Source organism: Paenibacillus caseinilyticus (genome assembly GCF_027533645.1).
Taxonomy (GTDB): Bacteria; Bacillota; Bacilli; order Paenibacillales; family NBRC-103111; genus Paenibacillus_G; species Paenibacillus_G caseinilyticus.
Genome location: NZ_JAQAGY010000002.1, coordinates 434,032 through 448,000, shown reverse-complemented (window position 1 = coordinate 448,000; position 13,969 = coordinate 434,032). Strand labels below are relative to the sequence as shown.

Annotated in this window: 10 protein-coding genes; all 10 read right to left on the bottom strand. The window is 59.3% G+C overall.

Annotated features, from left to right (window positions below; translation table 11 throughout):
* Positions 1-4: 4 nt before the first annotated feature.
* Positions 5-1,402 (bottom strand): UDP-N-acetylmuramoyl-tripeptide--D-alanyl-D-alanine ligase, encoded by a 1,398-nt coding sequence (locus O9H32_RS04705; protein WP_269864709.1) that lies wholly within the window; start codon positions 1,400-1,402, stop codon positions 5-7.
* The gene (locus O9H32_RS04700) at positions 1,399-2,892 is read right to left on the bottom strand and encodes a UDP-N-acetylmuramoyl-L-alanyl-D-glutamate--2,6-diaminopimelate ligase (RefSeq protein WP_269864708.1); all 1,494 of its coding nucleotides are present in this window, start codon (positions 2,890-2,892) and stop codon (positions 1,399-1,401) included. Before O9H32_RS04700 ends, O9H32_RS04705 begins: the two co-directional genes overlap by 4 nt.
* 172 nt (positions 2,893-3,064) lie before the next feature.
* Complete coding sequence (locus tag O9H32_RS04695) at positions 3,065-5,023, bottom strand: stage V sporulation protein D (RefSeq protein WP_269864707.1); 1,959 nt, start codon at positions 5,021-5,023, stop codon at positions 3,065-3,067.
* A 129-nt stretch (positions 5,024-5,152) separates the two neighbouring features.
* Positions 5,153-7,558: a penicillin-binding transpeptidase domain-containing protein gene (locus tag O9H32_RS04690; protein ID WP_269864706.1), complete on the bottom strand. Its 2,406-nt coding sequence runs from the start codon at positions 7,556-7,558 to the stop codon at positions 5,153-5,155.
* A 30-nt stretch (positions 7,559-7,588) separates the two neighbouring features.
* Positions 7,589-8,020, bottom strand: coding sequence for a septum formation initiator family protein (locus O9H32_RS04685; protein ID WP_269864705.1), 432 nt, complete (start codon positions 8,018-8,020; stop codon positions 7,589-7,591).
* A 14-nt stretch (positions 8,021-8,034) separates the two neighbouring features.
* Positions 8,035-8,991 carry a 16S rRNA (cytosine(1402)-N(4))-methyltransferase RsmH gene (rsmH, locus tag O9H32_RS04680; protein WP_269864704.1) on the bottom strand — a complete coding sequence of 319 codons (957 nt, stop codon included), beginning with the start codon at positions 8,989-8,991 and terminating at the stop codon, positions 8,035-8,037.
* Positions 8,992-9,030: 39 nt separating this feature from the next.
* Positions 9,031-9,468, bottom strand: coding sequence for a division/cell wall cluster transcriptional repressor MraZ (gene mraZ / locus O9H32_RS04675; RefSeq protein WP_269864703.1), 438 nt, complete (start codon positions 9,466-9,468; stop codon positions 9,031-9,033).
* Positions 9,469-9,593: 125 nt separating this feature from the next.
* Positions 9,594-10,661, bottom strand: a complete 1,068-nt coding sequence (locus O9H32_RS04670) for a DUF4349 domain-containing protein (RefSeq protein WP_269864702.1) — start codon at positions 10,659-10,661, stop codon at positions 9,594-9,596.
* Positions 10,662-10,824: 163 nt separating this feature from the next.
* Positions 10,825-12,090 carry an adenosylhomocysteinase gene (locus O9H32_RS04665; RefSeq protein ID WP_269864701.1) on the bottom strand — a complete coding sequence of 422 codons (1,266 nt, stop codon included), beginning with the start codon at positions 12,088-12,090 and terminating at the stop codon, positions 10,825-10,827.
* A gap of 52 nt (positions 12,091-12,142) precedes the next feature.
* On the bottom strand, positions 12,143-13,804 hold the full coding sequence (bshC, locus tag O9H32_RS04660; RefSeq protein ID WP_269864700.1) for a bacillithiol biosynthesis cysteine-adding enzyme BshC: 1,662 nt from the start codon (positions 13,802-13,804) through the stop codon (positions 12,143-12,145).
* Positions 13,805-13,969 lie beyond the last annotated feature (165 nt).

Here is a 13,969-nt window from a genome sequence, read left to right as displayed (position 1 = left end):
CGAATTATCCCCCCAATTGCCCTAAAAACGAAGCCACCTGCTCCATGCGCATGCCGCGGGATCCCTTGATCAGTACGACATCTTGCGCCGAAGCGGCTTCGGCCAGCTCGCGCGCCAGCGTTTCTTTGTCTTGATAATGCCGCACGCGCTCCGGCGGGAACTTCTCTAATGCCCCTTCGGCCATATAACCGGCCAGCGGTCCGAACAGATAGACAGCGTCTACCTTCGCCGGATCGATTCCCCGGCCGATCTCCCGGTGGAAATCCGCCTCCTTCTCGCCGAGCTCCAGCATATCGCCAAGCACCGCATACTTGCGTTCGAACCCCTGCGCTTCATGAAGCAGCGCGAGAGCCGCCCGCATGGCGGTCGGACTGGCATTATAGGCGTCATTCCACACTGTAAGGCCGGTGGGAGCCACGCTGACTTCAATGCGCATGCCCGTCATGACAAGCCCCTGCAGGCCTTCCGCCATGACGGTCGCCGCGAGGCCGAAGTGCCGTCCGACGGCCAGGGCCGCCAGGGCATTGACCGCATTATGCGCTCCGAGCATCGGAATATAGTAAGGCGTCTGCGGATCCGTGTTCACCGTCATCTGCGTGCCCGACTCCGTCAGGCGCAGATCGAGCGGGAACAGGTCGTTCGACGCGCCTTGGCCGAAGGTCACCTGCCGGTAGCTCCGGTCCGGAGCATCCCACTCCGGCAGCACCTCCCGGATCAGCGGCTCGTCGCCGTGATAGACCAGCACGCCGTCCGGCTGAAGGCCCGCGAGGATCTCGGTCTTCGCCCTTGCTATCTCGAGGCGGGATCCCAGCTGCAGGAGATGGGCTTCGCCGATGTTCGTGATGATGGCGATCTCCGGCTCCGCCAGACGCGACAGCAGCTCGATCTCCCCCCGGCCGCTCATACCCATCTCGAGGACGGCAATCTCGGTGTCTTCGCTCATCTCCAGCAGCGTGAGCGGAAGGCCGATGTGATTGTTGTAATTGCCGAGCGTCTTATGCACGCGGAAGGAAGTGGACAGGACGGCGGCCGTCATGTCCTTCGTGGTCGTCTTGCCGTTGCTGCCGGTGATGCCTACGATCCGCACAGCCAGCTCCCGGCGGTAAGCCGTTGCAAGCCGCTGCAGCGCCTCCAGCGCATCGTCCACGTAGATCAGGGGCGCCCCAGCAGGCCCGCTGCCGTGATCCTTCTGCCACAGGAGGCCTCCGGCCCCCTGCTCCAGAGCAGCCTCCGCAAAATCGTGCCCGTCAAAGGCGCCGCCGATGATCGGCACATACAAGTTTCCTTCCGCCAGCGTCCGGGTATCCTTCGACACCCCCTTCACCGGTCGGTCCGCTAGCGCCGCGTCCGCCAGCGTGCCTCCCGCCATCCGTGCGATGTCGCCAAGCAGCCTCTCGATCATGCCTTCCGCCCCTTTATCGCTTCTTCCGCCACAAGCCGGTCATCGAACGGGAGTTTCACTCCGCCGATATCCTGATACGTCTCGTGGCCCTTGCCTGCTATAAGCACAATATCGCCGGGCTGCGCTTTCTCCACCGCACGGCGGATCGCTTCCCGCCGGTCGACCGCGAGCTCGTAGCTTGCCGTGTCCATCCCCGCGCCCTCGATCCCGGGTACGATATCCAGCAGGATGGAATGGGGGTCTTCCGTTCTGGGGTTATCGGAGGTGACATAGATGTAGTCGCTGTACTTCGCCGCCACGCCGCCCATCAAGGGCCGCTTCGTCCGGTCCCGGTCCCCTCCGCAGCCGAACACGCAGTATATGTTCCCCTCGGCGAATTGGGATACAGTGGACAGCGCGTTCTCCAAGCCGTCCGGCGTATGGGCGTAATCCACCAGCACGAGATACGGCTGTCCGGCGTCCACGACTTCCATGCGACCTTCTACCGATGCGATCCCGGCAAGAGAAGCCGCGATCACGTCAAGCTCCACGCCTTCGGCCAGAGCAGCCGCAATCACGCCCAGGACGTTATATACATTAAAACGGCCGACAAGCCGCGTCTTGATCTCTGTCGTCCCGCGGAAGGTCACGCAGCGGAATGAAGTTCCCTGTGCCGACATCACGATCTCTTCGGCCCGGACATCGGCCTTCGGATTATCAATGGCATAGACGAGCGTCTCCGCCGCCGTCAGCTTCTCGAACTCCGCGGAGGCTTCCTCATCCCCATTGAGCACCGCGAACCGGCGCTGGTGCGGGTCTGCCCCGTAATCGTTGCCGAGCCGGGAGAACAAGAGGCCCTTGGCCGCCTGGTAGCGTTCCATCGTGCCGTGGAAGTCGAGATGGTCCTGGGTGAGATTGGTGAACATGCCCGTTCGGAAGAGGCATCCTTTCACCCGGCCCATCTCCAGGCCATGCGAGGATACCTCCATCAAACAGTAATCGGTGCCGGCATCCGCCATCTCCCGCAGAATCTTCTGCAGCTCCAGCGCTTCCTGGGTATTCGTCGCGTGATTCGGCCGGTACTCCCCTCCGATCTTGATGTGGATGTTGCCCATCAGACCGGTGCGGTACCCGGCATCCGTAAGTACGCGGTCCAGCAGATAAGTCGTCGTCGTCTTGCCGTTCGTCCCCGTTACGCCGATGAGCTTCAGCTCCCGGCTCGGGTAGCCGTAGAAGTGATTCGCGAGCACCGCCATCGCGTGGCGGGCATCCTTGACCAGAAGCACCGGCACGCCGGCTTCCAGCTCCCGCTCCGCCACTAGTGCGGCAGCCCCGCGCTCTACGGCGGCGGCGGCATAGTCGTGGCCGTCGGCGACCAGTCCCGGGATGCAGATGAACAAATCGCCAGGTACTACCTTGCGGGAGTCAATCTGCAGCCCCTTGACTTCCGTCTCTGCCTCGCCGAGGATCCGGCTGACGGCCAGCCCGTTTGCCAGTTCTTTCAGCTGCATGAAGCGTCCCCTCCGTTTTTACACATGGTATCTATTATGGACAAAAAATCTCTCGCTGAAAAGCCTATTTTTCAATTTATCAGATAGGCATGAGTCCATCCTCATTTCAGCATCAGCCGCTGACGCCGCCCTGCCTTCTCCGGGTAAGGGAAATCCCGACGAGGGATTCCGCTTACCCGGGAGGCTGAGCGCCCTCCGGGGCGGCGGGCGGCGGAGCGGCATCCGACAAGTATACTCTAATCGTGGACCCTTGGTCTACCCGGCTGCCCGGCTTGGGCACCTGGTTCACCACTGTCGTGCCCGTACCCGATTTTGCGAGAGTAAAATTCATGTTGAGATCTTCATAGAGATCCGACACGCTGCGCCCGATGAGATCCGGCACGACAGCGATCGGCGTGTCCCCATAGACGTACTTGCGGTCGAGCTGATCCTTACGCTGCGGCACATTCATATACCGGAGCGTATCCTCCATGATGTTCTTGACCAGGGGAGCTGCGATCAGGCCCCCGAACTGGATGCCCTGGGGATCGTCCACAGCGGCGTAGATGACGACTTTGGGATCGTCCGCCGGCGCGAATCCAACGAAGGAAACAATATGCTCGCTGGCGGAATACCGCCCGTTCACAACCTTCTGCGCCGTCCCCGTCTTGCCGCCGACCCGGTAGCCGTCGACAAAAGCATTGCGTCCCGTTCCGTTGGCGACAACGCTCTCCAGCGTCTCCCGCACCTGCTTCGAAGTCTCTTCGGAGATGACTTGGCGCACCAGCTCTGGCTGTACCGCTTCGGCCAGCTTCCCGGTCTCCGGTTCATACCACGCCTTGGCCACGTGCGGCTTGAACAGCTTCCCGCCGTTGACGGCCGCCGACACCGCCGTGATCTGCTGGATCGGCGTGACCGATACCCCCTGGCCGAACGAGATCGTCGCCAGCTCCACCGGTCCTACGCGGGACGGTTTGAACATGATGCCGTTCTCTTCGCCGCCGAGATCGATGCCGGTCTTCTTGCCGAAGCCGAATTTCGAGACATAGTCGAGCAGCACATCCTTGCCGAGCTTCTGTCCCATGACCACGAACCCCGGGTTGCATGAGTTCTCGACCACCTGCAGGAACGTTTCGCTGCCGTGCCCCTGCCGCTTCCAGCAGCGGAGCCGCGCTCCTGCGACCTCGATGGAGCCAGGATCGTGGAACGAGTCGGTGAGCTTCACCTTCTGCTCCTGCAGCGCTGCGGCCAGCGTGATGATCTTGAATGTCGAACCGGGCTCGTAAGTCATCCAGATCGGCAGGTTCCGGTTGTAGTTCTGCACCGGCGAAGCCTGGAAGTTGCCCGGATCAAAACCGGGCCGCGAGCCCATCGCCAGAATCTCGCCGTTGTTCGGATCCATCGCAATGGCGACGACATGCTTCGGCTGGAATTTCACCATCGCCTGATCGAGCTCCCGCTCCATAATCTGCTGGATGCGGCTGTCGATCGTCAGCTGCAGGTTCATACCGTCGAGCGGCTTCTTGTATTCGTCGGTCGACCCCGGCATATACTTGCCTGCCGCATCGGCCAGATAGGAGATATTGCCTTTGATGCCGGTAAGCATTTTCTCGTATTTCAATTCTATGCCCGTCAATCCTTGATTATAAGCACCCGTAAAACCGAGCACATGGGCTGCCAGCTCCCCGTACGGGTAGTGCCTCTTGTTATCCTCGGTCACCCATACGCCGGGAAGGTTCATTTCCTTGATTTCCTTGGCTTTCTCCAAGGAAATTTTGCGTCCGCCCGGCTTGAGGTACACGCTCATCTGGCGGGAGGTGATCTGTTTGAAAATGGCGGCCTGATCCATGCCGAGAGCCGTTGCCAGCCGGGCCGCCGTCCCTTCGGCATCCTTGATCTGCGCCGGAACGGCCATCACCGTAGGCGAGCTGATGTTGTAGGCCAGCTGGACACCGTTGCGGTCCAAGATCTCGCCCCGCTTGGACGTAACCGGAATTTCCCGGCGCCAGGATTCCTCCGCTAGCTGGTTAATCTCCGGTCCCTTCCACAACTGCACGTACGCCAGCCGCACCACCAGCGCGAAGAAAAGGATCGTTCCTCCCACCAGTGCGGTGAATAATCGACGACGGACCGTAACATTCGATGCCCTCATGCCGGCTTCTAACCCCTTCCTGAACGACTGCAGCGGAAGGGGAAGGGGAAGGAGCTTCCCGGCCCGTCCGCCGTTTCTTCGTTCATATCATCCCTATTCGGGACAACCAGGGGTTAGAACAAGCCTCTCTTATTCCGTTCTCTTGCCGGTGGATTCCGCAGCTTCCCCGGTTGTTTTCTTCGCGGCTCCACTGCTTGAACTTGGCTTGGATCCGCTCTGTTTCGACGATTCTTTGCCCGTATCGGTCTTGGAAGTAACCGCAGCGCCGCTCTTCTCGCTCTTCGCCGTAGTCTTCGTCTCCTTGTCGGTCTCTACGGTCTCCAGCAGTTCGCTGTATGGTTTCAGGGTGACCGTCACCGTCCGGGATTCCCCGCTGCCCTCGACAATCTGGGAGGCTACATACCCTTCCCCGATCGACTGGCACCGGACCTTGACGAAGGAGCACACTTCCACCGCATCGCGCAGCGACTTGCCGGTAAGATCCGGCACTTCGAGCTCCGTTCCCTCTTCGAGCACTACATACATTCGCTGGGCTCCGCCGATTTGCGTACCGGGCGCCGGCGATTGGGCCAGCACTTTGGGGCCGCTGCCGAGCGTCTCGAGCACCACCCCGAAGGAGTCCATCGCCGCTCTAGCTTCTTCCGGCGATTTGCCGATCAGGTTCGGCACCTGGGTGCCTGGGTCTTGAGCAGAGCCGTCCGCCGGCTTCGCCTGCGTCGTAGGGGCAATCCCCCAGTAGCGCAGCGTTTGGGAGACGATCTGTTTGAAGGCCGGAGCGGCCACCTCGCCGCCCAGGTGATAATCGCCGCCGAGGTCCGGCTCGTCCACCAGGATGGTGAGCAGAATCCGGGGATTCTCTGCGGGAGCATAGCCGACGAACGAGATGACCCATTTCCCTTCGGCGTACGTCTTCTCGCCTGGCAGAACCTTATTCGCGGTACCGGTCTTTCCTGCGATCCGATAGCCTTCGATCGCCGCATTCCTCCCCGTACCGACCTTCTTGTCGGATACGACGGTTTCCAGATACTCGGTGACCTGCTTAGCCGCCTCGGGGGTTATGACCCGCCGGACCTCCTCAGGGTTCTTCTTATTGAGCACTTCGCCCGTCAGTGGATTGTATACTTCTTTGATAAGGTAAGGCTTCATCAACATGCCGCCGTTGGCGACGGCTCCATAAGCCGATGTCAGCTGCATGGCGTTCACGGTCAGAGCCCCTTGGCCGTAAGTGGCGGTGGCGTAGTCGGCGGGAACGTTCAGATTGACAATCCCCGGAACCTCGCCGGGAATGTCGACATCGGTTTTGACACCGAAACCGAATCTCTCGATATAACTCTTCAGCGTGTTCTGCCCCAGCGCCTCGATCCCCAGTTTGACGAAAGCCACGTTACTCGAACGCTTCAATCCCTCGAGATAAGTAATCCTCCCCCAGCCGGAAATGTTGTGGTCATGGAGTCTCCGGTCGAGAATTTTGATGGATCCCGATTGGTAGCTAGCTTCCGGATCGAACTTGCCTTCCTGCACCGCGCCGGCCAATGTGACAATCTTGAACGTCGAGCCCGGCTCGTACTGGGAAGCTACCGCATGATTGATGAAGTTCTTCTGGTCGGATTCCCCATACTTATTCGGGTTGAATGTGGGATAATTCGCCAGTCCGAGAATCTCCATCGTCATGGGGTCGACGGCGATGGCCGTCATGCTCTTCGGGTTCCACTTCGCCGCTACTTTCTCGAGGGCACTCTCCATATAGAATTGGATATTCCGGTCTAGGGTGAGACGAACATTGTTGCCGTTGACGGCCGGTTGATAGCGCTTCTCGCCATCGAGCAGCTCCACTCCCTTGCTATCCTTCTCGTAATGCAGGAAGCCGTCCGTACCCTTCAGTGAAGCGTCCAGCTGCTTCTCGAGTCCCATGATCGGCTTGCCGTCTTTGCTAATATATCCGAGCAGATGAGCAGCCAGCTGCTGGGCAGGATAGAATCTCTTGCTCGTTTCGGGAACCAGGATAATGCCGACCGACGGCACCTTTCCTTTTTTATCCTTCCCGCCGAACCGTTCCTTCAGAACTTCTTCCTGCTCCTTAATAAACTTATTGATGAGATCAATCTGCTCGGCGCCGATCTTCCAGCCCTCGCTGCGGATCTCGACCTGTCCCGGCTTCATGGTCCTCTCTCCGGTGATCCGCGAGCGGATTTTCTCCTCGAGCTGAATCACAGCCGCAGGATCGTTCGAGGGTGTCAGAATCTCCGCCATGCGGCGCACGATCTCTTCCTGCAGCCCGTTCTCGGCAATATCTTTGGGGATCAGCGCCAATGTAGCGGACGGCCCGTCCTCTGCCAACACCTTATCGGACCGGTCCAGGATCGAACCCCGCAGCGCCGGAATCGTCGACTCTCTTACCCACAATTTTTGAGCCTTCTCTAGATACATATCGCCGTCTACTACTTGTATCCAATAGATGCGCACCACCAGAACGGCAAAAAGGAGGGTGAATCCCCCCCCAATGAACAGCGAACGCAATTTCACCTTTTTGTCCATACCTTATGTCCCCCTATTCCAAAGGTCGGATCAGGGTCGATCCTTGGTTTTCTTCGAAGTCTGGGCCGAAGCCGTCTCGGTTTTCTTTGCTTTGTCATTCGTATCGGGCACGGGAATGTCCTGGAACGATAGACCGAGCTTCTCCGCTTGCTTCTCCAGTTCGATTGGATCGGACAGCTTGTCCACCTGCTGCTTCAAGATGATGTTCGCCGCCTCGATCTTCTTGATTTCCTGTTCCATCGCCAGAATCTTCTGGTTCATCTCGTATATTTGCGCATACCGCCAGATGATCAGCCCCGCTACCATAACACAGATCACAACCGTAAACAGGTAGAGAAGCTTCTCTTGAACCGGCAGCGATTTGCTGCGCACAACAACTTTCTTCGTTTCCTTGATGCGTATTTTTTTCTCAGGACGCTGCGGTTGTTGAGTGGCAAGATTCCCATGCATGTAAGCCGGCAAGATACGTTTCCCCCTTAGGTCTCTAGTTTCTCTGCTATTCTAAGCTTGGCTGACCGGGCTCGCGGGTTCGCTCCGAGCTCTTCGCCGCCCGCTTCGATCGGCTTGCGGTTGACGAGCTTCAGGGAACCGACGCGGCCGCATACGCACATCGGGAAGTCCGGCGGGCACGTGCATTTCGCCAGATGCTTGTTGAACGTCTGCTTGCAGATCCGATCTTCCAGCGAGTGGAACGTGATGACCGCCGCCCGTCCGCCGGGAGCAAGGCACCGGATCGTCTGCTCGAGCGCTTCCTCGAAAGCGCCGAGCTCATCATTCACCGCGATGCGCAGCGCCTGAAAACTGCGCTTCGCCGGATGGCCTCCGGTGCGCCGGGCCGCAGCGGGAATGCCTTCCTTGACCAGCTCCGCCAGCTGCCCGGTAGTCTCGATCGGAGCAACCGCACGGGCCGCAGCGATCTTGGAGGCGATCCGCCGCGCGAACTTCTCTTCGCCGTATTCGAAGAGAATCTCGACGATCTCCTTCTCTTCCCAGTCGTTCACAATATCTTTCGCAGTGAGCGGCGAGGTTTGGTCCATCCGCATATCGAGCTCGGCGTCGTGGTGGTAGCTGAAGCCCCGGTCGGCTTCGTCGAGCTGCGGAGACGAGACCCCGAGATCGAACAGAATCCCGTCTACCTGCACCTTCCCGTCTTGAAGCGCTTCCGGAATTTGGAAAAGCTCCCGCTCCAGGAATCTGAAATTGCTGCGCACGAGCCGCACGCGGTCTCCGAACTCGGCCAGCTCAGCCTTGGCATTGGCAAGTGCCGTATCGTCCTGGTCAAAAGCGATCAAGAGGCCCCCGGGCCCGAGCCGCGAAGCGATCTCCCGGCTGTGTCCGGCCCCGCCCAGCGTACAGTCGACATAAATGCCGTCCGGCTTTATATGTAATCCTTCTACTGCTTCCTGCTTGAGTACTGTCACATGTTGAAACATCCTATACTTCCTCCTACAACCTCGGCATCTCTTCCGGGTTTACAAATCAAAGTTAAAGTCGACCAGCTTCTCAGCAATCTCGGCGAACGAATCTTGGGATTGCTGGAAGTAGTTTTCCCAGATCGACTTGCTCCAAATCTCTACCCGGTTGGAAACGCCAATCACGACGCAGTCCTTCTCGAGCTTGGCATGCTCTACAAGGGTTTTCGGCAAGTTCACGCGGCCCTGCTTGTCCAGCTCACACTCGGTGGCGCCGGAGAAGAAGAATCGGGTAAACGCCCGTGCATCGGATTTCATCAAGGACAGCGCTTTGAGCTTCTGCTCGAGCACGGCCCACTCCTGCATGGGATAGACAAACAAGCATTGATCGAGTCCGCGGGTGACGATGAATGATGCTCCGAGGGCTTCACGGAACTTGGCCGGTACAATCATCCGGCCTTTGTCGTCCACGCTGTGCTGATACTCCCCCATGAACACCACTTGTCACCCCCTTTCCACCACTTTACCCCACTTTCCACCACTTGTATAGTTACAATTCGTTACATACGGCAAAAATCCTGCTACGTCTTGAGACGGTGGCAGGATTTTTTGTAAAGAAATCTTTATTTTTCTGATTCTTTGGGTTCATCTTTGGGTAGATCCCCCACCTGAGCAGACTCCGAAGACGAGCCCGGCAGAAGAACAGCTGCGGCCGATTCCGCCCTTCCGCGTCTCCACCGCTTGTAAAACCAGTACAATCCGCCTACTCCCCCGGCAAGCAGCAGGACCGGCAGCGCTCCTACCAGAGAGACCACGGTCCACTCCAGCAGGAAACCCATGACCGTCAGCGTGGAGTCCAGTGCACGGGAAGCGCGTGACCACAGCGGGCCTCTCTCCTCCGAATGGATGCGGTCAGCCGAAGACACCTTCTGCTCGACCCGAAGCTCGACCGTGGAAAAGGCCACATGCTGCTCCAGATACCGCATCCGGCCGGTGATCCGTTCGATATCTTCCTGTACTTTGCCGAGCTCGGCGGAGAACGCTACAAGCTCATCGGCCTTCGCCGCCTTCTCGATGAAGGAGAGCAGCCTCGCTTCCACCGCCTGCTTGGCCTTCAGCCGGGCCGTCAGGTCCACGAATTCCTCGGTGACATCCTGTCCCTCGATACTGCGCTGCAGCTGAGGATCGATCCCCTCCAGCAGCTTGATCAGCGGCTGGAATCCGTTCGCCGGCACCTTGATGATGAAGAAGCCGTTCTTGTCCGGACCGGCCGTATTCTCGCTGGAGGAGAGCACATAGGCTCCCGACTGCCGGACTACCTCTTGAATCCTCGCTACCGCATCGGTGTAGGTGTCCACCCGCATGGAGAGGTTCGCCTTGTAGATGATTTGACGGGCGGGCGCCTCCAGCATCCCAGCGGGAGGCTGTCCCGTCACTGCCCCGCCGCCTGCGCCTCCACCGGCAGCCTCCGATTCATTCTGCACCTGAAGTTGATCTGCCTTTGCTGCCCCGCTTGGCGCCACCGTATCCGGACTTACCATCTTGGCCTCTGCAGGCAGCTGTTCCGCGCTTGAAGAGCTCTGATCCGCGCCGCCGCACCCCGCCAGACAGGCAGCCAGCAGCCATGCGGCTGCCAGCCCTCTGACTGCCTGGCCCCTCTTCCACAACCGCCTGATTTTCTTTTTGTTCAAGTACGGCACCCCCGTGTCTTGGCTTGTAACGGAAACCCTTCCCTCCCGTTATCTTCCAGACGCAGCATTCTCTCCCCGGGTTGCAAGTGCCCCTGGCCACAAAAAAAGCCTCTCCCGGACTCATCGTCCAAGAGAGGCTCGCTTTCGCGGATCAAGCGGCAAATTAATGCTCCGCCCAAGAATCGAGGTACGCCTTTTGCTCGCCAGTCAGCGAATCGATACCGATGCCGAGGGATTCGAGCTTGAAGCGGGCTACCTGCTCGTCGAGCTCATAAGGCACGTTGACTACTTTGCTGCCGATCGCCTGATAGTTGTCGTTGACATACTTCAGGGACATCGCCTGCAGTGCGAAGGTCATGTCCATGATCTCGGCCGGGTGGCCGTCGCCGGCTGCCAGGTTCACGAGACGGCCTTCGGCGAGAATGTAGAATTTGCGGCCGTCTTTCAGCGTGTACTCTTCGATATTGCGGCGCACCGTACGCTTCGATACCGAGAGGGCATCGAGCTCCGGCTTGTTCACTTCTACGTCGAAGTGGCCGGCATTCGACAGAATCGCGCCGTCCTTCATGACTTCGTAATGCTCGCCGCGGATGACATCCCGGTTGCCCGTTACGGTTACGAAGAAGTCGCCGACTTTGGCGGCTTCACTCATCGGCATGACGGCGAATCCGTCCATGTAGGCTTCCACGCCTTTGATCGCATCGATCTCCGTTACGATGACGTTGGCGCCAAGACCCTTGGCGCGCATCGCCACGCCTTTGCCGCACCAGCCGTAGCCGACGACAACGACCGTCTTGCCCGCCACGACCAGGTTCGTCGTCCGGTTGATACCATCCCATACGGATTGGCCCGTGCCATAGCGGTTATCGAACAAGTATTTGCAGAAGGCGTCATTGACCGCTACCATCGGGAACTTCAGCTGGCCATCCTTCTCCAGAGACTTCAGACGCAGAATGCCCGTCGTTGTTTCTTCCGCGCCGCCGCGCACGTTCTTCAGCAGATCCTTACGCTCTGAGTGAAGAATCGTTACGAGATCGCCGCCGTCGTCGATAATGAGGTCCGGCTCCGTTTCGAGTGTTTTGATGAGCAGTTCCTTATACTCCTCCGGCTCCGGATTGTACTTTGCGAAGACCGTGATACCGTCCTCTACGAGTGCCGCACAGACATCGTCCTGCGTCGACAGCGGGTTGCTGCCGCAGATCGTTACGTCCGCACCGCCGGCTTGTACCACCTTTGCCAGATAAGCGGTCTTTGCTTCCAAGTGAAGGGAGATTGCCACTTTCAGCCCTTTGAACGGCTGTTCCTTCTCGAACTGCTCCCGGATCCGGTTGAGCACCGGCATGTGGGCGTTGACCCAGTCGATTTTGAGATGACCTTCCGGCGCGAGCGCAATGTCGCGGATAATGCTGCGTTCTTTCGTATTTGCCATGAATAATTCGCTCCTTTGCATAGGTGGAATAGGGAACCCAGGCCGCAGCCTGTTACATATAGATGACGCGGTGCTTGCCGTCGATCTCCAGCGGGAGGGAGAGCAGCCGCCCCATCCAGTCCCTTCCGTACCGGTTCAGATAAGCATACACGTTGTAGACTCTCTCCTGCGCCTTGCCCCCGGGACAGATCGATGCCTCGATCCGCTGCAGCTGGCGCAGGCCTGACTCATGCTGAGAACGGAGGCCGTCTTCGGCCTTGCCGTGAAGAAAATCGATCTGCTCCAAAATCTTGGCCAGGTTCGTATCCCCGAGCTTTTTCAGTCCCGGATTGATCTCGCCGAGCGTATCGACCAGAGGCTGATAGGCGTGCTGGAACGAGGCTTTGACTTCGGCAAAGCGGGATTCCAGCCCGTAGGCATCCTGCTCCTGCAGCCACGCCTCCCGCTTCTCTTCCATGCGCTCCATGACATCCTCGATAGTCAAACCATACTTCGGCATGTTCTTCTGGATGGTGCCTTCGACCAGAGTGAATCCGATACGGGGCAGCAGAATCGGCATCCGCATGCCGAGGAAACGGAACGCCTCCCCCGTTTGCCCCCAATAAGCGATCTCGGACGGCCCCAGTACGGCAGCGAGCACTGGGAACAAATAATCCTGCATGAGCGGTCGGGTCATGACATTGTTGCTGAGCCGCTGAGGCTCACGGTCCGCCCAAGCCAGCAGCTCGTCCCTCGTGAAGCGGCGCTCGCCCTTGCGGTCGGCATACCCGTCTTCCGTCCGGTATATGAGGATACGTTCTCCTCCATCCCCAAAGGCGAACAGGTTGGCCGAAGCAGTCTGAAGTTCCACCTGCGGCGTGTAGCCCGCGGTCTTCAACCGGTCTACTCCGGCCAGCAGCGCATCGTTCACTTCCTTGCCCTGTTCGAGCAGACGCCGGAACATCGGCCCTTCGAGCGCACGCAGCGCAGGATCGTCAGAGTCCAGCAGCACCAGCCCGTGGGCGCCGAAGAGCCGTGCCATCAGCTTCGCAAAAGCCTCGGTCAGCGTGCCCGCTCCTTCATGCGCTTCCCGGACCGCAGCAAGCAGGTCTTCCTTGAACTCCGTACCCGTCAAGGAGGCGTCGAGCTGACCGATCGCCTCCTCCCACTGCCCTGCGTCCATCACGGTCCGCGATACGGATGTACGGACGCCGGTCGGGTGCTCCAGCTTGATCCGTTCTACGGCGAGGGACGACGACAAATAATCGATGTGGTTGACCTCATCGAAATCGTGGTCTTCCCCGGCAATCCAGAACAGGGGAATCACCGGACGGCCCAGCTTCTCGGCCGCTTCGCGGGCTGCCACAATCAGCGTTACCGCCTTGTAGACGACAAGCAGCGGTCCGGTGAAGAGACCGGCCTGCTGCCCGCCCACGATACACACGGCGCGGGGATCCCGAAGCTGCTCCACGGCCGCGAGTGCTTCGGGCGCATTCCCCGCACGCTCGTTGAAGGCGCGCAGCACATCCGCCACCTGCTGCCGGTCTGCCTGCGGCCGCTGCCCGTCCAGCCAGGAAGCCCGCTCCGACCAGCTTCCGGCCTGCCATGGATTGTACTCGAACAGCCCGCCGGTCTTCTCGAACCGGGCGATATAATCATCGGTCAAAGGCTGGCCGGACTTCCATTGATAAGCTTCCATCCGCATTCTAGCGCCGCCTTCCATCTGCAATTTCATATGTATGTATACCCGCTCCCTGCCATAGCAGGAGGGGCTCTTTCATTGTACACATCCGAAGAAGAATCGTCAAAAATTCGGAAAAGATTCGAACGGCATTCACCAGGAAATCCGGACCGCCGCCCCTTCCCTTCGCGCATACCAAAAAGGCCCCTCTCCCCCGGA